The following is a 21,121-nucleotide window of genomic DNA, read 5'->3' as shown; positions in this document are numbered from 1 at the left end:
ATGTGAGTCAAGCCGGAACCGCCGACGAGCAGCTCGTCAGAGCGCTCTTCGACGAGCACGGCGGGCCACTCTACGGCTACGTACTGCGGCTGACGGGTGACCCGGGGAGAGCGGAGGACGTCGTGCAGGAAACGCTGTTGCGGGCCTGGCGGCATCCCGACGCTCTCAGCGGGCGGCCCATCCGCGCGTGGCTGTTCACAGTGGCCCGCAACCTCGTCGTCGACCAGCACCGGGCGCGCAAGTCGCGTCCCCCGGAGACGGGCGCCGAGGCGCTCGCCGTGCTGCCCGCCGACGACGAGCTTGAGCGGGCCGTGGAGTCCTGGGCGGTGGCCGAGGCTCTGGCCACGCTGCGGCCCGAGCACCGCGAGGTGCTCGCCGAGGTCTACTACCAGGGGAAGTCGGTCAAGGAGGCCGCTGAGGCGCTCGGCATCCCTGCGGGAACGGTGAAGTCGCGCACCTATTACGCGCTTCGCGCGCTGAAGCTGGCGCTGGAGGAGCGGGGGCTCGCGCCATGATGATGACGACCTGTGAAGAAGTGCGGATTTCCCTCGGGGCGTACGTGCTCGGGGCCCTGGAGCCCGAGGAGTGCGTGCTCGTCGAGGCGCATCTGGCCGAGTGCGTCGGCTGCCAGGCCGAGTTCGAGGAGCTGACCGGGGTGGCCACGTTCCTCGGGCGGGTGTCCGAGGCGGACGTGGCGCAGGTGAGCAGCCCGCCCCAGGCGGTGCTCGACCGGCTGCTCAGCGCCAAGGTCAAACGGCGCCGCCGCCTGACCCGGGCGCTGCTCTCGCTGGCCGCCTCGGTCGTGCTGGTGGGGGTCGGCGGGACCCTGTGGTCGACCACCCAGACCGCCCAGGACGCCACGACGGCGTCCGCGCCCCAGTCCTCCGGCGCCGCCGAGAACACCGCGCCCTTCTCGGCGCAGGACGACGGCGGCCACTCGGCGAAGGAGCGGGCCGCTCCCTCGCAGTCGGCCGTGACCGAGGGCGACGCGCGGCTCATGCTGGACACCGGTGAGCGGAAGGCCACGAACAACAACGGCTCCGTCCGTGCCACGGTGACCGCGTCGCCGGGGGAGAAGGCGACGACGGTCAAGGTCGTGCTCACCGGGGTCGCCAAGGGCACCCGCTGCCGGCTGGACGTGGTCGGCGTCGACGGGGCCCGGGAGACGGCCGGCAACTGGATCGTCGACAGGGCCGCCTACGACGCCTCGGGCGCCTTCACCGGCACCACCACGATCCCTCCCGCGAACATCACGAAGTTCGAGATCCTCACCGCCGGAGGCCGGATGCTGGTCAGCGTCGCGCTGCCCTGAGCGTCGCCCCGCTTTGAGCGTCGCGCTGCCCTGAGCGTCGGGCTCCGGGCCCGTCTTCCGGGCGCTGCTCCCGGGCGCCGTCTTCCGGGTGCGGCCTCTCCTGAGTTGCTCTCTTCGGGGTGCCGCCTCGCGGACGCCGGTCTGCTCGGGGAGCGGGCGCCGGCGCTCCGGCCGGGGGAATGGCGCGGCACGGCCGCGTGTTGTCGTGCTCCGTGACCGGGTTGACGGTGGTGCTCGTCACGCTGGCCGTCGCCACGCTGGTGGGCGTGGTGGTGCGGTGGCGCAGCGGCGTGCCACGCGAGGTGGGGGGCGACGTGGAGCGGCTGACATCCGGCGACCTCGGAACGGTGCTGGGAGAGCGGGCCACGCTCGTGCAGTTCTCCAGCGCCTTCTGTCAGCCCTGCCGGGCGACCCGCCGGATCCTCGCCGAGGTGACGGAGCTGGTGCCGGGGGTGGCGCACGTGGAGATCGACGCGGAGTCCCGTCTCGACCTGGTCCGGTCGCTGAACGTCCTGCGCACCCCGACCGTGCTGGTCCTCGACGCGTCGGGGAAGGTCGTCAAGCGCGCCTCCGGGCAGCCGCGGAAGGCCGACGTGATCGGGGCTCTGGGCCTGGCCGTCGACGAGTGACCGGCGGGTTGCCGATGGACGGCCGGTGGTCCGGCGATGGGTGGCCCGGCGGCCGGACCGTGGGCATGCGGTGGGCGGATGGCGGACCCTACCGCCCGTTGAGCAATCTTGTCTCAGGAATTGGACAGGGATGTGACAGATCCCGGAACGTCGGGGTAGTGTCATCGGCATGAACCCCACGACAGAGCTGCTGACGAAGCGGCGCGCGGTTGATTTCTGCCGCGTGACCACCGCGCTCTGTCGCGCTTCCTAAGGGCGATCTCAAGCGGCCGCTGAGCCGCACCGATCTGCACAACCCTTCAGGGAGCATCAAGCGATGCAGGCTGATCCCCGGGCTCTCCGCGCCGCCGCGGCTGTGACGACCATCGTCCTCGCGCTCGTCCTGATCACAGGGAGCGCATGGCTGCTGGCCGTACAGGCCCTGGTGTTCGCGCTGGGCATCTTCGGCGCCTCGCCGTACGGGATGGTTTTCAAAGGGATAGTGAAGAGCCCTCCCAGGGAGCTGGAGGACGCCGCCCCGCCGCGCTTCGCGCAGGGGGTCGGACTCGCCTTCGCCCTGGTGGGCTTGGTCGGATACATCACGCAGATCACGCCGTTGGCCCTCGGCGCCACCGCCGCGGCTCTCTTCGCCGCCTTCCTCAACGCAGCTTTCGGCTTCTGCCTCGGCTGCGAGATGTTCCTCATCATTCGCCGTTTACTGCCCGCCGCAAGATAATCCCGGAGGATTCATGAGCCGCTCCGCCGCCCTGGTGGACGCTGACTGGGTCGAGGCCAACCTCGACACCGACGGCATCGTTCTCGTCGAGGTCGACGAGGACACCAGTGCCTACGACAAGGGCCACATCCGTGGCGCCGTGAAGATCGACTGGAAGCAGGACCTCCAGGACCCGGTCCGCCGTGACTTCGTCGACCGCGAGGGCTTCCAGACGCTCCTGTCCTCCCGGGGCATCGGCAACGACGACACCGTGGTCCTGTACGGCGGCAACAACAACTGGTTCGCCGCCTACGCCTACTGGTACTTCAAGCTCTACGGCCACGCCGACGTCAAACTCCTCGACGGCGGCCGCAAGAAGTGGGAGCTCGACTCCCGCGAGCTGGTCAAGGACGTCCCCGCACGCCCCGCCACCGACTACCGGGCCGGCGAGCAGGACCACTCGCTGCGCGCCTTCCGCGACGACGTGCTCGCCGCGATCGGCAAGCTCAACCTGGTCGACGTGCGCTCACCGGATGAGTTCACCGGCAAGCTGCTGGCCCCCGCGCACGTCCCGCAGGAGGCGGCCCAGCGCGGCGGCCACGTGCCGACCGCCCGCAACATCCCGTGGTCGAAGGCGGCCAACGACGACGGCACCTTCAAGTCCGACGCCGACCTGCGGGCCCTCTACGAGGGCGAGGGCGTCGACTTCACCAAGGACACCATCGCCTACTGCCGTATCGGTGAGCGCTCGGCGCACACCTGGTTCGTGCTGCACGAGATCCTCGATCAGGCGAGTGTGAAGAACTACGACGGTTCATGGACCGAGTACGGCTCGCTGGTGGGCGTGCCGATCGAACTGGGAGAGGCTCGATAATGACGACTCAGGGCTGCGCTGCTCCGGAACAGACGATCGCTCTTCCGGCCGGGATCGACCTGTCGACCCAGGCCGTCATCCAGGGGGTGGTGTCCGGCGCGGGCACCGCCTACGCCCGGCTGCTGGACCACTCCGGGGAGTTCACCGGTGAGGTCGTGGTGTCGGAGGAGGGCGTCTTCCGCTTCTTCGCCGCTCCGGGTGAGTGGACCGTCCGCATCATCGCGGGCGGCGGCATCACCAAGGACATCAAGGCCCAGGCCCGCCTGGGCGAGGTCACCCAGCTCGCGGTAGCTGTCTGACCCTCCTCCGACGGCCGAGGGCCGGCATCCCACACGGGGTGCCGGCCCTCAGCCGTTCCAGGGCCCGGCGGGCCCCACCCCGGCGCCGGGGCGGTGCCGGGGCGGGCGGTGCCGTCCGCCGTCACGGGACCCGGCTCTCGACGCGGTGGAGCGCGTCGGTGTAGCCGGGCTCCGGGGACATGGCCGCCGCCAGGCGGAGGTGCGGCAGTGCCTCGGTGTGGCGGTTGGCCCGCTCCAGGGTCCTGCCGAGCAGGAACCTGGCGTAGTGGTCGCCGGGCGAGCGCTCCAGCAGCGACTCCAGGGTCTCCTTCGCCCGGTTGAGCTGGGCCGAGCCGAAGTAGGCGCGGGCGGCCAGCAGGCGGACGGCGGGGTCGTCGCCGTGGCCGGCCAGCAGCGGCTCCAGGGTCTGCAGCGCGCCGAGGGGGTCCCGGACCTCAAGCAGGGACTCGGCCTGGCGCAGGAGCCTGACCTCGTCGGGGAGCTCCCGCTCCGGGACGGCCCGCCGCAGGAGATCCTCCAGGACCTCCGGCGGCTGCGCGCCCGCGACCGCCGTACCGCCCACCACGAAGGTCGGCGAGGTGGCCACGCCGATGGCCTTGCCGCGCAGGAGCTGGGAGCGGACCTCGGCGGTCCCCTCCCCGGCGTCGAGCGCCTCCGCCATGCCCTCCAGGCCGGCCTCCGCGGCGAGCGCCACCAGGGTGGCCCGGTCGCCGATGTCGGCGGCCTCGGCGAAGTGGGCGCGCATGATCCGCTCGACGACGGCGTCCTGCAGGGTGGCCCCGCCCCGCTCGTGGGCGAGGGCGACCACCCGGTGGGCGTCGAAGGTGTTCGAGCGCCAGGCGGCGCCCCAGCGCGGGCCGAGGCCCTCCCCGGCGGCGACGCGCGAGACGCGGGCCCGGTTCTCCGCCGGAGTCAGGTCGGGGTTGCAGGCCCGCAGGGCGCCCTCGGCGACCGGGTCGCGCAGCGCCTCCTCCAGCGGCTCGGCCGTGGCCGGAGCCATGGGGTCGATCTGGAAGGGACGCCAGACGATCTCCACGTCCTCGCCGAATCCGGCCTTCTCCAGACGTCGCTTGCCGATGTAGGCCCAGGCGCAGACCATGTCGGCCCAGACTTCGATGCGCTTCATGGCCGGTGTAACAAACGACGGCCGTCGTTTATTCGACATGTGTCGTTTAATCTTGGTCGCATGACTGAAGACGACCCGCGGGTCCGCCGGACCCGCGCCCGCCTGCGCGCCGCGGTCCTGGAGCTCTCCGCCGAGCGCGACCCCGATTCGGTCACGGTCGCCGAGATCGCCCAGCGGGCCGAGGTCAACCGGGCCACCGTCTACGTCCACTACCGCGACCGCGACGATCTCGTGCTGGACGCCATGGAGGCGGCCGTCGGCGAGCTGGCCGCCGAGGCCGCGCGCTGTCCCTACGGGGAGGCCGGGCCGGTCCCGGCGTCACTGGTGGCGCTGTTCGAGCACGTCGGTCTCCGGGCCCCGCTCTACCGGCGGATGCTCGGGCCGTACGGCAGCGCCCGCTTCTGCGCCCGCCTGCGCGAGGCGCTGGTCGCGGAGCTGCGCGGTCCGTTCGCGGCGGGCTCCCGCCCTCCGGGCCACGACGACGTGCCGCCGGAGATCCACGCCCACTACCTGGCGGGCGCGCTCATCGGGGTCCTCACCGGTTGGCTGGAGGAGCACCCGCCCCGCCCCGCCGAGGAGATCGCCGGGCTGACGTGGAGCCTGATCCGCTGAACCGGGCCGGGAAGCCCTGACGTGCTCGGCGCCCGCCGGGGCGTCCGCTCCGCTGAACCCGGACCGGGACCTGAGCGGGACCTGATGTGCTCGGCGCCGGCCGGGGCGTCCGCTCCGCTGAACCCGGACCGGGACCTGAGCGGGACCTGATGTGCTCGGCGCCGGCCGGGGCGTCCGCTCCGCTGGGTCCGGTCGGGCGGGCGGACTGGGCGGGCGGATCGCGCGGGCGTTTCGCTGTGGCCGGTCACGGCGGGTCGCTACGATTCATCGAGTGTCCGGAACGTCTGTTATGCCCACGCCGTCATCCCCGCCGCGAGCCGCCGGCCGGGCGCAGGCCACGCTCACGGCGTACTCCCTGCCCCTGCACACGCTCAGGATCCTCGGCGCCTGCGCGCTCACACTGGTGATCTGGTTCTCGGCGGGGCGGGCGGTCCGCGCCGCCCTGCTGTGGACGGGGACCGAGGTCGCCCACGGCGACTACCAGCAACTGCGGTTCGCCATCACCATGCTGATCTTCACGTTGATCGTGCTGAACGAGCTCGTGGTCATGGTCGGCATGCTGCACTCGGTGCGCGGCGCGCTCCGGGAGATCCGGGCGCGGCGGGAGGGCGGCGAGGCCGACGAGAGCATGTTCGGCGCGCTCAACCGGGCCACGCTCGTCTTCGCCACGATCTACATGGCCTGGAACTTCCAGGGGGAGGACGCGCGCGAGTTCGCCACGCTCGACCTGGTGAACCAGGCCGACCAGGACCTCAAGGGAGCCTTCGCCGGGGTCCAGGGCCAGGGGGGCACCGTCCTCATCGGGCTGGACGTGCGGCTGTCCATCGCCATCGCCGTGGCGGCGTACCTGCTCAAGACGCTGTTCGGCTGGTGGCACGCCAACGGCAAGGTCAAGGGCAGCGGCCTCCTCACCACGTTCTTCGAGCTGGCCTTCGCCTTCTACAGCATCAACGCGATGTTCACCTTCACCGGCGCGCGGGCCGACTGGCTGTCGCACCGCTCCGTCATAGCCGCGGTCAGCGGCTGGATCGAGGACGCCGAGAAGAGCATTCCGTGGTGGAAGGCGTTCTGGGACGGGGTCGGCGAGGTCTGGCCGCATGTCGTGGACGGGCTGATCGTGCCGCTGACCTGGCTCACGGTCGCCTCGCTGGTCTACGGCGCCTTCGCCGAGGACACCCGGGCGGTCGTGCGGGGGACCCGGCTGGACGCCGTGGCCGACCGGATGGAACAGACGCACACCCTGACCCGCAACACCATGACCCGGGCCACGACCGGGTTCCAGGAGCGCTGGGTCCCGCCCGCGAACGCCTTCCGGCTCGCCGCCCGCGGCGGCGCCGCGCTGTTCGGCATGTTCTGCCTGTGCTACGTCGCGCTCCGGGTGGGAGGCGACTACGCCCACCGCGGGCTGCGGACGCTGATCGGCAGCGAGGAGCCCTACCTCTGGCTGATCACCGGCCCGCCCCTCGACTTCGTCGAGGACCTGGTCGTGGCGGTGCTGACGACCTGCCTGCTGGCGGCCACGTTCGACATCGCCGCCACCCGCAGCCGCGAGGCGGGGGAGACGCTCACCGCCTGAACAGCAGCACCTGGTCCTGCGGGTCGTTCTTCTCCGTCCCCACCCGCTTGAACATGTCCTCCACGGACTCCTCCTCCAACGGCACCCGGATCGTGCTCGGCAGGACCTCGACCTCGACCTCGCCGGCCACGCTCCGGGGCACCAGGCTGACCAGGTTGTAGTCGTAGCCGGTGCCGATCTTGTGGTCCCTGACCTCCACGGGCAGGCTGTTGTCGACGACCTCGGTCTGCCACGCGCGGCCGTCGGGGTGCTTGACCTTGACCGTGGGGTCGCCCCGCCGGATCACGCCCTCGGTGTTCAGGGACGTCCTGGTCACCGTGATCTTCAGCCACCGCTGGTCGGCCTTGATCGGACGCGCGCCCGGGAGGTTGTCGGCCTGCTCCACCTTGACCTTCCAGGCCACGTTCATGAGCGTCCCGGTGCCTCCGGCGGCCACGGTGTGGATCTGGTAGGCGGGATTACCGCTCCGGTAGAAGACGTACCCGTTCCAGGTGGGGATCCCCATGCCCAGCGCCACGGCGAGCACCGCGCCGCCGATCCGCAGCGCCGTACGGCGTCGCGGCGGGACGGAGCCGGCGGCCGGGGCGGCCTCCTCCGGCCCGACCGGAGCCCCGGCTCCGGTCTCGGTCCCGGCCGTGGGGACGGCTGTGGATCCGGGGACGGTCGCACCGGCTGCGGGAACGGGTGCGGCTCCCGGGACGGTCGCACTGGCTCCGGGCGCGGCCGGGGGAGCGGGCCTGGGCAGCGGGGTGCCCGGGACGGCGGGGAACGGCTGGGTCGAGGGGTCCGAGGGCTCGCTCACGGGCCTCGGCATGGGGGGCCAGACCTGCTCGTCGGAGAAGGCCCGCCGGGGGCCGGGCGTCCAGTTGGCGTCAATCGGAAGCCCTGGGAGCGGGGTTCCGCCGGAACGGCCCCGGGGCGCCTCCGGACGCCCAGAAGGGTTCGGGGGACCGCCGGGCTCGCGGCGGCCGGGACCCGGGGGGCGGCCCCCGAGTCCGGGCGGCGGTACGGCATGGCCGCCGGGGCCCGAGCCGGGCAGGGGCCGCATCTCCGGCGCGGGCGGCGGTACGGCGTGGGCGCCGGGGGGTGGGGCCATGGGGTGGGTCCCGGGCGTGGGTGCGCCGGGATGGCCGCCGTGCTCAGGGGGTGCCTGCGGGGCGGCGTGGGCGCCGGGTGCGGCCGGAGGCGTGGGCCAGGCGCCGCTGGACCAGGAGGCGCCCTGGTGGGACTCCCGCGAGGGGACGGCGGGGCGGTCGTCCCCCGGCGGCCGGGTCTCCGGGGGGAAGCCCCCTTCTTGGGGTGATCGGGTCTCCGGGGGGAAGCCCGTCTCCAGGGGTGACCGGGTCTCCGGGGGGAAACCCCCTTCGAGGGGTGACCGGGGCTTCTGGGGTGAGCGGAGTTCTGGGGGGAGGCCGGTCTCCGAGGGGGACCGGTGCTCTCCGGTGGAACGGCTCTCCTTAGGGGTGAACCAGTCGGGGCTGCCCTCGTTCTCCGAGTGCGGCGTGCCCGTCACTTCTTGCTCGCCAACTGGTAGACGTCCTTCGCGTTCGAGATCAGGCGCTGTGCGGCGGACTCGTCGAGGCCCAGGTCGATCTCCACCTCGGGCAGGAGTGCCTCTCCGATGAACCCGTTCTTCGGGGCGAGCACGAGCCGGGATCCCGGCAGGGCGGCCGCCGGGACCTCGAAGATCGCCACGCTCTCGGCCCACCAGCCCACCTGGATGAAGGGATTGGTGATGGTCTTGGAGGCGTCGACCTTGTCGGTGGCCGCGTAGCGCTTGCCGTCCTCGGCCAGCAGTGTCGGGGTGGCGAACTTCTGCGGTTCCCGGTTGGCCGTCGCCCCCACCTCGGCGACCAGGAAGATCCCGGAGGTGGTGGCCCGTTCCACCGCGCCGCTCAGACCCGTCACCTCGATGGCCTTGGCGGCGTGCACGGCCTTGACCCGTGCGGAGAAGCGGGAGGCGGAGACCTCCTCGCCGACACCTCCGGTCCAGGTCAGGTGGGCGGTGCGGGCCTCCCGGTCCAGGCCGAGCGTCTGCAGGCCGACCGCCGCGGCCGCCAGCGCCGCGCCGATGCCCAGGACGCCCGCCCGGCGCCACCGGCTCGGCGGGGCGGGGGCCCGGCGACCGGCGGCCTGCTCGGGCCGGGCCGGGGTCTCGGTGCTCGTCACAGGGTCCCTCCTTGCTTGACGGGGAGGGTGACCTGCGCCGCCACCTCGGGCGGAGAGTCCGGGTCGTCGCCGTCCTTGACCAGGTCCCAGGCGGAGCCGAGCATGAACCCCTCCGTCAGCTCGAAGGTGCCGACGTCGAGCTGGATCTTCTTGGGCGGGCGCTCCCCGTCCGGCAGCTCGTATCTGACCACGACGGTGGAGGTCATCCCCGGGTGCAACTGCCTGCTCGGCACGCCCTCGTCCGGGATGGTGATGAGCGGCCCGTTCTCGCTCTTGATCTCCGGGGTCATCTTCAGCAGGGACTCGGCGAAGAAGAAACCCGGTGTTTTCCCGTTGCGGGGAGCTCCCACGCCGGTGGTCTCGTCGCTCTTGTTCGTGATCTCAAGCTCGATCTCGACGAAGCGCTTGCCGTGGCCGCCGAGCGGGTCGCGCTGGAACAGCGACCTGTACTCCACGAACTTGGTCATGAACTCGCCCTGGTCCAGGCTGGAGCCCGGGCCGAGCTGTTTGGGGGGTTCGTCGGGGGCTTCGCCGAGCCCGCCGAGCGCCGCGGTGATCCCCAGGCCGGTGGCTATGACCAGGGCGGCGGCCGGCACTGCGATCGGGCGTCGTCGGCTGGTTTCGCCACCGGGGGGAGACGTCATGACAAAGGATGGTAATCGCTGACCTCCACCCCAACCGACTCATACACCCCATAAGTGGCATTGAACATGGGGAAAATGCAGCGGATTGGCGGGAACGCTGCCCGAATAGGAGGTCTAACTCTTACGCTGTCACCGAGGCGGCGAGAGCCCTATGGCGGAGGTTCCGTGGCGGACGTGCATCCCGAGCATGCGCAGCTCCAGGCGGACCGGATCTACCTGGGCTGGCAGTATGCCCTGCTGCACCCTGATCCGGGCCCGGCTCCGAAACGTCCCTCTCCCGTCGAGGACCCCGCCGACCCGGTCGACCCCGAGTGGGTGCGCCGGGAACGGCTCAACGAGGACCTGCTCAACCGGCCGGTGAAGATCTTCAGGGTGTTCGTGGCCGGGCTCGCCGTACTGATCCTCCTGCTCGGCGTCACCGAGCTGCTGAACTGGTCGTTCGCCGCCGTGGGGCTGATCGCCGCCGGTGGGGTGGCGGTCTTCTGCACATACGCGATCCACCAGGGCGACAGGGCGGTCCGCCACCGGATCCGCGAGCGCCAGGCGGTCGGCGCCCGGCGGCGGGAGGAGCGCGACAGGGATCTCTTCCACGCCCAGGAGGAGCACGCCGTCCGCTACCGGGAGTGGGCGGAGAAGAAGGAGCGCCACGACCGCCAGCTCACCTGGTACGCGGTGGCCGTGCCGGACGAGATCGACCGGATCGACGTCGCCGGGGGCACGCTGCCCGGCTGGTCGGCGCTGATCACCCTGCTCGGCGCGACCCGGCTCTACAGCGGCGGCCATCTGACCGTGCTCGACCTGTCCGAGGGCGCGATCGCCAAGGACCTGGTCGAGCTGGCGCGCAGGGGCGGGGACGACCCGCTGGTCTGGGTGCTCCCGGTGGACCTCCCCAGGCTCGACCTGGGCGCGACGCTGCCCCCGGAGGCGTTCGCCGACGTGCTCGCCCACGTGGTGAGCGTCAGCGAGGAGCACCGCACCACCCGGGACCTGTCGTTCGACAACGCGATCCTGGAGCGGGTCCTGGAGGTCCTCGGCGAGAACGCCACGATCAACCAGGTCACCGCCGCCCTCCGGGCCCTGGCCCAGGTCGGCGACCCGCGCGACGACCTCAGGTTCGGCCTGATCACCGCCGGCCAGCTGGAGCGCATCGGCACGCTGTTCGGCCGGGGCGTCAGCGACCGGGTGGTGATCGAGCGGGCCTGGGCGCTGGAGTCCCAGCTGCGCAAGCTGGAGACCCTCGGCTCGGAGGCGGTACGGCTGCCGCCGGCGCGCCTGCGGGTGGTGTCGATGGACCGGCAGGCGGGCGTGTTCGGCAACCGGGTCCTCGGGACCTACGTGGCCACCGCCCTCACCCACATCCTGCGCCAGTCGCCCGCCTCCGAACGGCCCTGGTATCACACGATCATCGTCGCGGGCGCGGACAAGCTCCGCGGCGACGTGCTCGACCGGCTGATGGACGCCTGCGAGACCTCCCGGACCGGTCTGGTGCTCACCTACCGCTCGCTCACCCCGACCGTGCGGGAACGGCTCGGCAGGGGGCACGCGGCGGTGACGTTCATGCGGCTGGGCAACGCCGAGGACGCCCGGATCGCCAGCGAGCACGTCGGCACCGAGCACCGGCTGGAGCTGGCCCAGCTCACCGAGACGATCAGCGCCGACGGCGCCGGGATGGACGGCGGTTACGTCTCCACCGTCGGCCAGGCGGAGGAGGGCGAGGACGGGCGGGAGGTGAGCCGCGCGGACCTGAAGGAGGACATCACCGAGTCCACCGAGTGGGGCCGCCGCGCGACCAAGGCGATGGGGGAGACCGAGCGGGTGCTGCACCGCTCCCGCGAGTTCCTCGTCGAGCCCCACCAGCTCCAGCAGCTCCCCACCACCTCGGTGATCGTCACCGACGCCACCGCCCACGGACGCCGGGTCCGCCTCGCCGACGCCAACCCCGCGATACTGACCTTCCCGAAGACGACGCTGGGGGAGTTCGACGAGATCAAGGAGGCCGTCCTGGACGGCGCCGGGCCGCAGGAGCCGCGCGAGCCGCGCGAGCAGCGGGAGCAGCGGGAGCCGGGCCTGTTCGAGGACGCCCCGCCGAACCTGGGCCCGCCGCCACCCCGGCTCGACTGGCGCAGACGCCAATGAAGCGTCTCTTTGTGGTAATGGCATCGCCAATGCGGGGGTGCGATCCCCTCGGAAGGTTCGACCTTGGTCGTTGGGGTGACCTGCCCCCGGAGCCCCGCCGGCCGGTACGGCGGGGCGGTCCGTGAAGCGTCGACCCCCCGGCCTCGGGCCGGGTCCCCTGGGTGGAGACCAAATGCAGCCAAGCGTGTCCCGTCCTCCGGCCGGTCTGACCGGTCCCTGGTACCGGATCCAGGCGATCGCTGCGCCCACGCGCACGTCGTCGGCGGAATGGGACTTCGTCACCGTCCTGCCCGCGGTGCTCTCCGCAGCCCAGCGCGGCCGGCCGTTCGTGGCCGGCTGGCTCTCCCGGGGCTCCGGCGCCCCGCTGGAGCTCATCACCAACGCCGGGCCGCTGACGCCGCCGCGCCCGCCGCGCCGGGCCGCCGCCGAGAGCGGGCCGTTCCCCGCCGGCCCCGAGCCGCTGCTGTTCCCCAGTGGCGCCCGGGGTGTGCGGATCGGCGACGAGTGGCTCCGTGACCTGTCCGACCTGGCCTGGACCGCCTGTCCGGGCCGGCAGGCCCCACCGCTCGGGGGCCGCCGCGAGCCGGACGCCGACGAGCTCAGGCGGCCCACGCTCTTCGAGTCCACGCTGGTCACGCTCATGTCCCGGCCGTTCGCCTGGCTGGTGGTGGCCGAGCAGACCGACCTGCTGGACGCCGAGGTGGCGCATCTGCGGACCCAGCTCAACGTGTTGAGGCAGTACGGCGACGCCTCCGAGCGCTCGCGCTACGACGCCGAGCGGGCCGAGCGGCGCATGCAGGAGCTGGACGCCTTCCGCGAGGCCGGGCTCTGGAGCGTGCGGGTGCTGGCCGGCGCCGCCGGGCCCGAGGAGCTGCGCCAGATCGCCCCCGTGCTGGTCGGCTCGGCCGAGATGAGCCACCACCCCTACCGCCTGCGCAGCGCGCTGGCCGGTCCGGTGTACGGCTTCGCCGAGGCGCTGTCGGTGACCCTGCAGGACCCCGCCGACGGCACCGCGGCCCCGTTCGCGGCCACCGCCGGGGCGCTGGCCGCGCTCGCCGGGCTGCCCCGCCGGGAGGTGCCCGGGGTCCGGGTGCTCGACTCGGGCTTCTTCGACGTGACCAGCGAGGCGGACGTCACGCCGGGCGCCAGGACCATCGATCTCGGCGCGATCCTGGACGGGCAGGACAGGGGGGTCGGCCCGTTCAGGGTCCCGCTGGCGACCCTGAACCGGCACGCGTTCATCACCGGCGCCACCGGCTCGGGCAAGTCCCAGACCGTCAGGCACCTGCTGGAGCAGCTCACCGGGGCCGGCATCCCGTGGCTGGCGATCGAGCCGGCCAAGTCCGAGTACGCCGCGATGGGCGGCAGGGTCGAGCACCTCGCCCCGGTGACCGTGATCAACCCGTCGGCCCCGGACAGCGTGCCGTTCAGCGTCAACCCGCTCGCCCCGGAGCCCGGCTATCCGGTCCAGGCCCACATCGACATGGTCCGGGCGCTGTTCATGGCCGCCTTCGACGCCGAGGAGCCGTTCCCGCAGATCATGTCGCTCGCCCTGCAGCGGGTCTACGAGGCCAACGGCTGGGACGTGGTCACCGGCTGGGCGGCTCCCGGCGCCGCCGTGCGGCCCGCCGTACCGACGCTTGAGCAGTTGCAGCAGCACGCGATGGACGTGATCAAGGAGATCGGCTACGGCAAGGAGGTCCAGGCCGACGTCGAGGGCTTCATCTCGCTGCGGCTGCGGTCGCTGCGGGTCGGTTCGGCGGGCCGGTTCTTCGAGGGCGGCCACCCGGCCGACATCGGCGACCTGCTCCAGCGCAACGTGGTGTTCGCGATCGAGGACGTGGCCAACGACGAGGACAAGGCGTTCCTGATGGGCACGCTGATCATCCGGATCGTCGAGCACCTGCGGATGCGGGCCAGGAAGGAGCGGAGCAGCGGGCTCCGGCACGTCATCGTGATCGAGGAGGCGCACCGGCTGCTCCGCGACCGCGGCGCCGGGCGGGCCAGCACGCACGCGGTCGAGCTCCTGGCGGGCATGCTCGCCGAGATCCGCGCGTACGGCGAGGGCATCGTGGTGGCCGAGCAGATCCCCACCAAGCTGGTCTCCGACGTGGTGAAGAACACGGCGCTGAAGGTCGTGCACCGGCTCCCGGCCGAGGACGACCGGCAGCTCGTGGGGGCCGCGATGAACCTGAGCGAGGAGCAGTCGCGGCAGGTCGTCTCGTTGCAGCCGGGCGTCGCGGCGGTCTTCGCCGACGGGATGGACCGGCCGCTGCGGGTCCAGGTGCCGCTGGGGGAGGACCGCGAGCGGCTGGTCCCCGGCCACATGCCGCCGATCTGCGGCCGCCGTTCGGCGGCGTGCGGACAGGAGTGCAGGACCGGCCGGGCGTGCACGCTCGTCGAGCTCCGCGAGGCCGACCTGCTGGCCGACGCGCCCGAGTGGGCCTGGCTGCGGATCTGGACCGACACCCTGGTGCTGGCCTTCTGCACCGACCGGCCGGTCCCGGGGGTCCCCCGGGCGCTGGCCGACCTGTGGGCCGAGCTCCCGCTGCGGCGGCGCGAATGCCTGCTGGCCACGGCGGTGGAGCGCAGCGTGGGCCGCCGGGCGTGGTCGCTGCGGACCGTCAGCGACCCGGTGAAGCTGACCGAGCAGGTGGCCACGGCGGCGACCCGGCTGCTGGGGCCCGACCGGGAGGTCGGCGAGCGGCCCGGCCCTGCCTGGGTCATCCCGCAGGTCCGCTGGCTGCACGAGGTGGACCGGCTGTTCCCCTACGGGCAGCCCGCGCCCAACCCGCGCGGTGCCGCGCCGGTGATGGAATATCCGCTGTTCAGCCGCCCCGCGAACGGCGCCGAACTGCTCGGTCACCGGGCCAAGGCGCTGCGCCACCACCCGCTCTCCATGGAGGTGGACCGCAACCGGGCACTGGCCTGGCGGGTGATCCTCGGCGACGACGGGCACGAGGGCGTGGAGCGGGACATCCTCACGGTGACGATCGGCGTCGACCCGGCCGAGCGGCTCCGGCACGTGGCCCAGACGATGGGGGCGGGCTGGCTGGAGAGCGTGCTGTCCTGGCCGCACCGCTTCGTGCTGCCGTTCGACGCGGCGTCACCGGAGACCGCCGAGCTCGCTTTCAGTGAGTAATGTAATCATCACTGTATGAAGCGATCTGTGGTTATTGTCCCTGCGGCCGCGCTGACGGCCCTCCCCGGGGGCGGGCCTGCCCGCGGCCCTGGTGACGCGGGCCCGCGCCCGGCGCCGGGGCTGCGGGGGACGCGCTCGGACCGCCGGCGGCCGGTGCCCGGCCCCCCGGACACCCGGGCCCGGTTCCTCGGACATCCGCGCCCGGCCCGTGCTCCTCACGGACCGGCGCGGGGCGCCGCCGGACGGGGACAGCGCCCAACCACGGCTAGGATCTGCGGCATGAGCGATTCGGCGGACCAGGCCCGGCTTGCCGAGCCGTCCTGTGACAGGCCGCTAGGCGAGGAGACGGCATGACTCAGCTTCCGCTGCGGGCGCAGCTCGCGAGTGCTCTCGGCCGGACGGCCGCGACCCTGTCCAGGGCGACCGGCCGCGGCGACGGATCGGTGATCGGCGGCCGGGTCGGCCTGGCGCTGGAGCCCGACCTGCTGCGCCAGCTCGCGCAGGACCGCAAGCTGGCGCTGGTGAGCGCGACCAACGGCAAGACCACCACGACCCGCCTGATCACCTCCGCGCTGCAGGACCTCGGCGACGTCGCCACCAACGCCTTCGGCGCCAACATGCCCGCCGGGCACGTCTCGGCGCTGTCGTCGGCCAAGGACGCCCCCTACGGCGTCCTGGAGGTCGACGAGAAATACCTGCCCGAGGTGATCGACACCACCGGGGCCGGCGTGATCGTCCTGATGAACCTCAGCCGCGACCAGATGGACCGGGCCGGTGAGATCTGGCTGCTGGCCCAGAAGTGGCGCCGGGCGCTCGCCGGCAAGAACACCCATGTGATCGCCAACGCCGACGACCCGCTGGTGACCTGGGGCGCCTCCACGGCCACCAGGGTCACCTGGGTGTCGGCCGGGCAGCCGTGGAAGGAAGACTCCTGGTGCTGCCCGGAGTGCGGCGGCCCGCTCGACCGCAAGGGCATGGAATACACCCCGCCCGGCGGCCACGTCTCGGGCATGGTCACCTCCCGCACGGCCGAGAACGACTGGGCCTGCCGCGAGTGCACCTTCCGCCGCCCCGAGCCGTCCTGGATCCTCGACGACGACGCGGTGATCGACCCGCGCAGGCAGCGCTGGGTGCTCGACATCCAGCTCCCGGGCCGGGCCAACCGGGCCAACGCGGTGATCGCGCTGGCCACCGCCGAGACGTTCGGCCTGCCGATCCAGCGGGCGCTGCCCCGCCTGCGCGAGGTCAAGTCCGTCGCGGGCCGCTACACCACCGTGCAGCGCGACGGGCGGCACGCCCGGCTGCTGCTCGCCAAGAACCCCGCCGGCTGGCTGGAGGCGTTCGACGTGCTCGACCGCTCGCTGCCGGTGATCCTGTCGGTCAACGCCCAGGGCCCCGACGGCCGTGACACCTCCTGGCTGTGGGACGTCGACTACCGGGTCCTGCGCGGCAGGCCGGTCTACGTCGCCGGGGAGCGCCGCCTCGACCTCGCGCTCCGGCTGGACGTGGCCGGAGTGCCCTTCCAGCTGGCCGACTCCTTCGAGCAGGCACTCGCCGCGCAGCCGCCGGGCAAGGTCGACGTGATCGCCAACTACACCGCCTTCCAGCAGATTCGATCGGAGTTCGGTCGTGCAGTCTGACAGCGCCCTGCGACTCGTCTGGATCTACCCGGACCTGTTGAGCACCTACGGGGACCAGGGCAACGTCCTGGTCCTGGAGCAGCGCGCCCAGCGCCGCGGCATCCCGGTCGAGACCGTTCACGTGCGCTCGGCCGACCCGGTGCCGGAGGGCGGCGACATCTACCTGATCGGCGGCGGCGAGGACCGGCCGCAGATCCTGGCCGCCGAGCGGCTGCGCCGGGACGGCGGCCTGCACCGGGCCGTGGCGCGCGGCGCCTGCCTGCTGGCCGTCTGCGCGGGTTACCAGATCATGGGCACCACGTTCGGCGGTGAGGAGGGGCAGCCGGTCGACGGCATCGGGTTGATCGACATCGCCAGCGGCCGCGGCACCGGCCGCGCGGTCGGCGAGCTGGCCGGCGAGGCCGACCCGGCCCTCGGCATCCCGACGCTGACCGGCTTCGAGAACCACATGGGCGTCACCCGGCTGGGCCCCGGCGTCCGGCCGCTGGCCCGCACGACGGTCGGCACCGGCAACGGCGACGGCACCGAGGGCTGCTACGCCGGCAGGATCGTCGGCACCTACCTGCACGGTCCCGCGCTCGCCCGCAACCCCGGCCTCGCCGACCTCCTGCTGAGCTGGGCGGTCGGCGCCCAGCTCCCGCCGATCGACGACACCTGGTTCGAGCGGCTCCGTCAGGAGCGGCTGGCCGCGGTGCTGCCCCACTGAGAGCCGCCGCCCCGGACGGTCAGGGGGCCGGGCGCGCCGCCGCGCCGACCCTGGGGTGCCACTGCACTCCGCCCCGCAGGCGTCGGAGCGGCCGCGGGCGTCACTGGACGGGCACCTGCAGGTCGCGGAAGCCGGCGATCTTCACCTTCAGCGTGGCGGCGCCCTCCGGCAGCTCGAACAGGCCCCAGAACTCCCTGGACTGGCCCGGACCGAACTTCTCGGTGCTCAGGCGCACGCCGGACACCTCGGTGCAGGCGCAGTAGGAGTCGGTGCCGCCGTCGTCGGCGGGCACCTGGAGCCGGCCGGGCAGATACTGGCGTCGGGCGGCCACGTCGGTCAGCGTGACGTTGCCGGCCGCCTGATACTTGAAGGACATCCAGTCCTCCGCTTGGTGCAGCTCGTTGAACCACGCCTCGCCGTCGCCGGTGTTGCCGACGCGGTAGGTCAGCAGGCCGAGACCGCCCGGGAGCCGCCGCAGGCCGGTCACCTCCATGGAGATCGGCTGGCCGTCCGCCCTTGTGGTGCCCTTCAGCCCGGTGGCGTCCGGCGTGCCGGCCGTCGAAGGGGCGGCCGGCTGGTCCGGCTCGGCGGGCCGCGGCTTGGCGAACGTCACCGTGACGCGGCGGTTGCGCCGCTTACCCTCGTCGGTGTCGTTGCTGTAGAGCGGGCGGCGCGAGCCGTATCCCCTGGCCTGGAAGCCCACCTCCCTGGAGACCAGCGCGGACAGGGCCCGCCGTACGGCCTGCGCGCGGCGCGCGGACAGCGGGTCGTTGACGGCGTCGGTGCCGGAGGAGTCGGCGTGGCCCTCTACCTTCACCGTGGACCCGGCCGAAGAGTCGATCAGCTTGGCGGTGCGCGCCAGGACCGTCCGGGCCCTGGACGTGAGCGTGGCCTCGTCCACCGCGAACAGCACGTCGGAGGAGAGGCTGACCTGGAGGTCACCGCCGTCGTCGGCGGTCTCCTCCGACCTGTCCAGCGCCTGCGACGGGGTCACGATCCGGCGGGTGACGGTGGTGACGGGCCCGGCGTCGGGGTCGGGGATCTCCATGCCGGACGGGACGATCGGCGGCTCGTCGCTGATCGGCACGTTCGGCATGGGCGGTCCGGCGGGGGTGACGACCGTGGTGGTGGCGGGGTCGCCGGAGGGGGCGGGCATCACCGCGTACACGGTGATCGACCGGCCGGCGTCGATGAAGTATCCGAGGCCGTCGCGGTCCTGGTCGCTGCAGAGGCAGGGGAGGTCCGCGGGCTTGTACGGCAGGATCCAGGTGCGGGCCCGCGCGTCGAGCACGCCGATGCCCGAAGCCCACCTGATCTCCCCCGGCGGGCGCGTGTTGTCGCCCATCTGGCCGGTCCACGGCAGGTGCTCGCCGGTGCCCGTGTTGGCGAGCCTGAGCTGGACGATCAGGTGCTCGCCCTTGACCCGGTTCAGCCCGACGACCTCGATCTTGAGGTTCTCGGTGAGCGTGCTGCGTGACTCGGCCAGTGCGGGCCGGGTGTCCTGCCCGGAGGGGCTGGGCTCCGCCGCGGCGGTCGTCGCCGGGGGGCTGGCGGAGGGCGCGGGAGGCGGCGCGGAGGCCGGGGGTGGCGCGGCCTCCGGGGGCCCCGCACAGGCCGATGTCATGAGCACGGCGATTAACGGGACGGCGATCCGGTGATTCACCTGACCGATGTTGTCGTACTTTCCAGCCCAAAAGCAGTGTTTTCGGGCAGCATTGAACGCCTCACGGGGCCGGCGTCACACCAGCCGGCCGGACGCCGGGGGCGGAGCCGTAGGAGGACAGGGCCGCACGGGGGCGGAGCCCCGCGACAGGGGCGTCTCCCCGCCGGTGGCCGAGCCGGCCCCGGCGGTGGAGCGGGGCCGGCTCCCGTCAGTAGACGAGTGCCTGGACCCCTTCGCCGAGGACCTCCTCGACGAAGGTCGGGGCGCCCGCGATGCGCACTCCCTCGATCACGTCGTCCACCGTGATGCCGCGCCGGGCCGCGCACTGGGTGCACAGCGTCACCCGGCCCGCGGCCAGCACCGCGTCGAGCAGGTCGCCGAGCTGGGCGGCGTGCGGGAGCGCGAACTCCTTCGCCCGCCCGGGCAGGGCGAACCACGCCGACTCGCCGGTCAGCCAGAGAGAGACGGGGACCCCGCTCGCCAACGCCGCCGCGGCCACCGTGAACGCCTGGTTGCAGCGCTCGGGTGCGTCCTCGCCGGCGGTCACCTTGATCACCAGTGATCGTGCCATGCCCGAAGCCTATGCGGGTCCGTGTCACGGGCGCGAGCCGTGCCGTGCCGGGCCTAGGCTCGAACGCATGGACGTTCCCGAACTGCATCCCGACCTTGAGCCGATCGCCTTCCTCCTGGGCCGGTGGGAAGGTGCCGGGGTGGGTGGATACCCGACGATCGAGAGCTTCAACTTCGGCCAGGAGATCGTCTTCGGTCACAACGGCAAGCCCTTCCTGACCTACACCAGCCGCACCTGGCTGCTCGACGAGGCGGGCAACACGGTCCGCCCGCTGGCCACCGAGACCGGCTTCTGGCGCCAGCTGCCCGACCGCCAGCTGGAGGTGTGCCTGACGCATCCGACCGGCATCGTGGAGATCTATCTCGGCGAGGTGGTCTTCAACAAGATCGAGCTCCACACCGACGTGGTGGCCCGCACCGCCACCGCCAAGGAATACACCGCCGGTCACCGCCTCTACGGCCTGGTCAACGGCAACCTGATGTGGGCCTATGACATGGCGGCCGTGGGGCAGCCGCTGCAGTCGCACATCTCCGCCGAGCTCAAGAAGGTGGCCGGCTCCGCGTCTGAGGGGTAATAGCTACGATTTGGCGCATGAATTCCCCTTTTACCCCCGAAGTGGTCGACGCCATCAAGCGGCACATGAACGACGATCATCGCGATGACGCGCTGCTGATCTGCAAGGGCCTCGGCGGGCAGTCCGAGGCCACCAGCGCGACCACGACAGGGGTTGACGCGGAGGCGATCGAGTTCGTCGCCGTGGTCGGCGGTCAGGACGTCGCGGTGCGGGTCCCGTGGAGCGCCACGCTGACCGAGCGCGCCCAGGTCCGCAGGGAAGTGGTCCGCCTCTACCAGGACGCCTGCGCCGCCCTCGGCGTCCCCGCCCGCGGCGAGCACTGACCGCCGGGGCCCGGAGACGTCAGGGGGCCGGCGCGGAAGGTCAGGGGCTCAAAGCCGGGAGAACAGGGGGAGAGGCTCAAGGCCGGGAGAACAGGGGCGGGGCGGGGAGAAAGGCCCTGAGAACAGGCCCGGTGAACCTGAGAACGGGCCTGGTGAAAAAAGGGAAGAACCCCGGGCCTGCTCCTCCTGCCGTACAGGAGGGCCAGATGGACCAAAGACGGGGGACCCGTCCGAGACGGGATGGCCCGCCCTCTGGCAGCCCGGGGTTCCGGTGATTGTCGTGGATTCGCCGAACGTCGCCAGACGCCCGGACAGAGTCCGGAGTCGCGGCGTCCTAGCGGACAGCCACCTCGCTAGCCCAACTATGATCAACCATTGTTCGGACCACCTCCTTTCGGCGTGCCCCGAGACTACAAACCCAGGTCGGAGCG

At 72.5% G+C, this 21,121-nt stretch carries 21 protein-coding genes; 15 read left to right on the top strand and 6 right to left on the bottom strand.

Annotation, left to right across the window (positions count from 1 at the left end; all coding sequences use genetic code 11):
* The first annotated feature begins 2 nt into the window (after positions 1 to 2).
* From ACZ6R6_RS44260 to ACZ6R6_RS44230, 7 genes are all read left to right on the top strand, one after another.
* Complete coding sequence (locus ACZ6R6_RS44260) at positions 3 to 515, top strand: sigma-70 family RNA polymerase sigma factor (RefSeq protein ID WP_031166096.1); 513 nt, start codon at positions 3 to 5, stop codon at positions 513 to 515.
* Between the two features lie 20 nt (positions 516 to 535).
* Positions 536 to 1,312 (top strand): anti-sigma factor family protein, encoded by a 777-nt coding sequence (locus tag ACZ6R6_RS44255; protein WP_470102991.1) that lies wholly within the window; start codon positions 536 to 538, stop codon positions 1,310 to 1,312.
* 212 nt (positions 1,313 to 1,524) lie between these two features.
* Positions 1,525 to 1,941, top strand: a complete 417-nt coding sequence (locus tag ACZ6R6_RS44250) for a thioredoxin family protein (RefSeq protein ID WP_470102990.1) — start codon at positions 1,525 to 1,527, stop codon at positions 1,939 to 1,941.
* 169 nt (positions 1,942 to 2,110) lie between these two features.
* Positions 2,111 to 2,194 (top strand): putative leader peptide, encoded by an 84-nt coding sequence (locus ACZ6R6_RS44245; protein ID WP_352036913.1) that lies wholly within the window; start codon positions 2,111 to 2,113, stop codon positions 2,192 to 2,194.
* A 63-nt stretch (positions 2,195 to 2,257) separates the two neighbouring features.
* A complete protein-coding gene (locus tag ACZ6R6_RS44240; protein WP_470102988.1) occupies positions 2,258 to 2,656 on the top strand; it encodes a DUF4395 domain-containing protein in 399 nt (132 codons plus the stop codon).
* A gap of 13 nt (positions 2,657 to 2,669) precedes the next feature.
* Complete coding sequence (locus ACZ6R6_RS44235) at positions 2,670 to 3,509, top strand: sulfurtransferase (RefSeq protein WP_470102987.1); 840 nt, start codon at positions 2,670 to 2,672, stop codon at positions 3,507 to 3,509.
* A complete protein-coding gene (locus ACZ6R6_RS44230; protein ID WP_470102986.1) occupies positions 3,509 to 3,808 on the top strand; it encodes a DUF1416 domain-containing protein in 300 nt (99 codons plus the stop codon). The genes ACZ6R6_RS44235 and ACZ6R6_RS44230 overlap by 1 nt, the downstream gene beginning before the upstream one ends.
* Before the next feature lie 121 nt (positions 3,809 to 3,929).
* On the opposite strand, the gene ACZ6R6_RS44225 is transcribed toward ACZ6R6_RS44230, so the two are convergent.
* On the bottom strand, positions 3,930 to 4,934 hold the full coding sequence (locus tag ACZ6R6_RS44225) for a DsbA family protein (RefSeq protein WP_470102984.1): 1,005 nt from the start codon (positions 4,932 to 4,934) through the stop codon (positions 3,930 to 3,932).
* A 60-nt stretch (positions 4,935 to 4,994) separates the two neighbouring features.
* Between ACZ6R6_RS44225 and ACZ6R6_RS44220 the strand changes: the two genes are divergently transcribed.
* Both ACZ6R6_RS44220 and ACZ6R6_RS44215 read left to right on the top strand, forming a co-directional pair.
* Positions 4,995 to 5,546, top strand: coding sequence for a TetR/AcrR family transcriptional regulator (locus tag ACZ6R6_RS44220; protein WP_470102982.1), 552 nt, complete (start codon positions 4,995 to 4,997; stop codon positions 5,544 to 5,546).
* A gap of 289 nt (positions 5,547 to 5,835) precedes the next feature.
* Entirely contained in the window at positions 5,836 to 7,122 is a 1,287-nt protein-coding gene (locus tag ACZ6R6_RS44215) for a hypothetical protein (RefSeq protein WP_470102981.1), read from the top strand.
* On the opposite strand, the gene ACZ6R6_RS44210 is transcribed toward ACZ6R6_RS44215, so the two are convergent.
* The 3 genes from ACZ6R6_RS44210 to ACZ6R6_RS44200 form a co-directional block, all read right to left on the bottom strand.
* Entirely contained in the window at positions 7,112 to 7,924 is an 813-nt protein-coding gene (locus ACZ6R6_RS44210; protein ID WP_470102980.1) for a hypothetical protein, read from the bottom strand. The genes ACZ6R6_RS44215 and ACZ6R6_RS44210 overlap by 11 nt on opposite strands.
* A gap of 707 nt (positions 7,925 to 8,631) precedes the next feature.
* Positions 8,632 to 9,291, bottom strand: coding sequence for a hypothetical protein (locus ACZ6R6_RS44205; RefSeq protein WP_470102978.1), 660 nt, complete (start codon positions 9,289 to 9,291; stop codon positions 8,632 to 8,634).
* Positions 9,288 to 9,935, bottom strand: coding sequence for a hypothetical protein (locus ACZ6R6_RS44200; protein WP_470102977.1), 648 nt, complete (start codon positions 9,933 to 9,935; stop codon positions 9,288 to 9,290). Before ACZ6R6_RS44200 ends, ACZ6R6_RS44205 begins: the two co-directional genes overlap by 4 nt.
* 165 nt (positions 9,936 to 10,100) lie before the next feature.
* On the opposite strand from ACZ6R6_RS44200, the gene ACZ6R6_RS44195 reads away from it, so the two are divergent.
* The 4 genes from ACZ6R6_RS44195 to ACZ6R6_RS44180 all read left to right on the top strand — a co-directional run bounded on the left by ACZ6R6_RS44195 (position 10,101) and on the right by ACZ6R6_RS44180 (position 17,559).
* A complete protein-coding gene (locus tag ACZ6R6_RS44195; RefSeq protein WP_470102975.1) occupies positions 10,101 to 12,071 on the top strand; it encodes a hypothetical protein in 1,971 nt (656 codons plus the stop codon).
* 184 nt (positions 12,072 to 12,255) lie between these two features.
* Positions 12,256 to 15,213 (top strand): ATP-binding protein, encoded by a 2,958-nt coding sequence (locus ACZ6R6_RS44190; protein ID WP_470102973.1) that lies wholly within the window; start codon positions 12,256 to 12,258, stop codon positions 15,211 to 15,213.
* A 350-nt stretch (positions 15,214 to 15,563) separates the two neighbouring features.
* Complete coding sequence (locus tag ACZ6R6_RS44185) at positions 15,564 to 16,853, top strand: MurT ligase domain-containing protein (protein WP_470102971.1); 1,290 nt, start codon at positions 15,564 to 15,566, stop codon at positions 16,851 to 16,853.
* Entirely contained in the window at positions 16,843 to 17,559 is a 717-nt protein-coding gene (locus ACZ6R6_RS44180) for a type 1 glutamine amidotransferase (protein WP_451927999.1), read from the top strand. Before ACZ6R6_RS44185 ends, ACZ6R6_RS44180 begins: the two co-directional genes overlap by 11 nt.
* Positions 17,560 to 17,659: 100 nt before the next feature.
* On the opposite strand, the gene ACZ6R6_RS44175 is transcribed toward ACZ6R6_RS44180, so the two are convergent.
* A complete protein-coding gene (locus ACZ6R6_RS44175) occupies positions 17,660 to 19,222 on the bottom strand; it encodes an OmpA family protein (RefSeq protein ID WP_470102969.1) in 1,563 nt (520 codons plus the stop codon).
* Positions 19,223 to 19,430: 208 nt separating this feature from the next.
* The gene (locus ACZ6R6_RS44170) at positions 19,431 to 19,793 is read right to left on the bottom strand and encodes a DsrE family protein (RefSeq protein ID WP_470102967.1); all 363 of its coding nucleotides are present in this window, start codon (positions 19,791 to 19,793) and stop codon (positions 19,431 to 19,433) included.
* A 67-nt stretch (positions 19,794 to 19,860) separates the two neighbouring features.
* Between ACZ6R6_RS44170 and ACZ6R6_RS44165 the strand changes: the two genes are divergently transcribed.
* A complete protein-coding gene (locus ACZ6R6_RS44165; RefSeq protein WP_470102965.1) occupies positions 19,861 to 20,367 on the top strand; it encodes a heme-binding beta-barrel domain-containing protein in 507 nt (168 codons plus the stop codon).
* Between the two features lie 17 nt (positions 20,368 to 20,384).
* Positions 20,385 to 20,690 (top strand): DUF2470 domain-containing protein, encoded by a 306-nt coding sequence (locus tag ACZ6R6_RS44160; RefSeq protein ID WP_470102963.1) that lies wholly within the window; start codon positions 20,385 to 20,387, stop codon positions 20,688 to 20,690.
* The last annotated feature ends 431 nt before the right edge of the window (positions 20,691 to 21,121 follow it).

The sequence above is a fragment of the Streptosporangium sp. NPDC048886 genome (assembly GCF_055586905.1).
The sequence above is the reverse complement of the archived record's forward strand: the minus strand, read 5'-3'. Positions and strand labels throughout refer to the sequence as shown.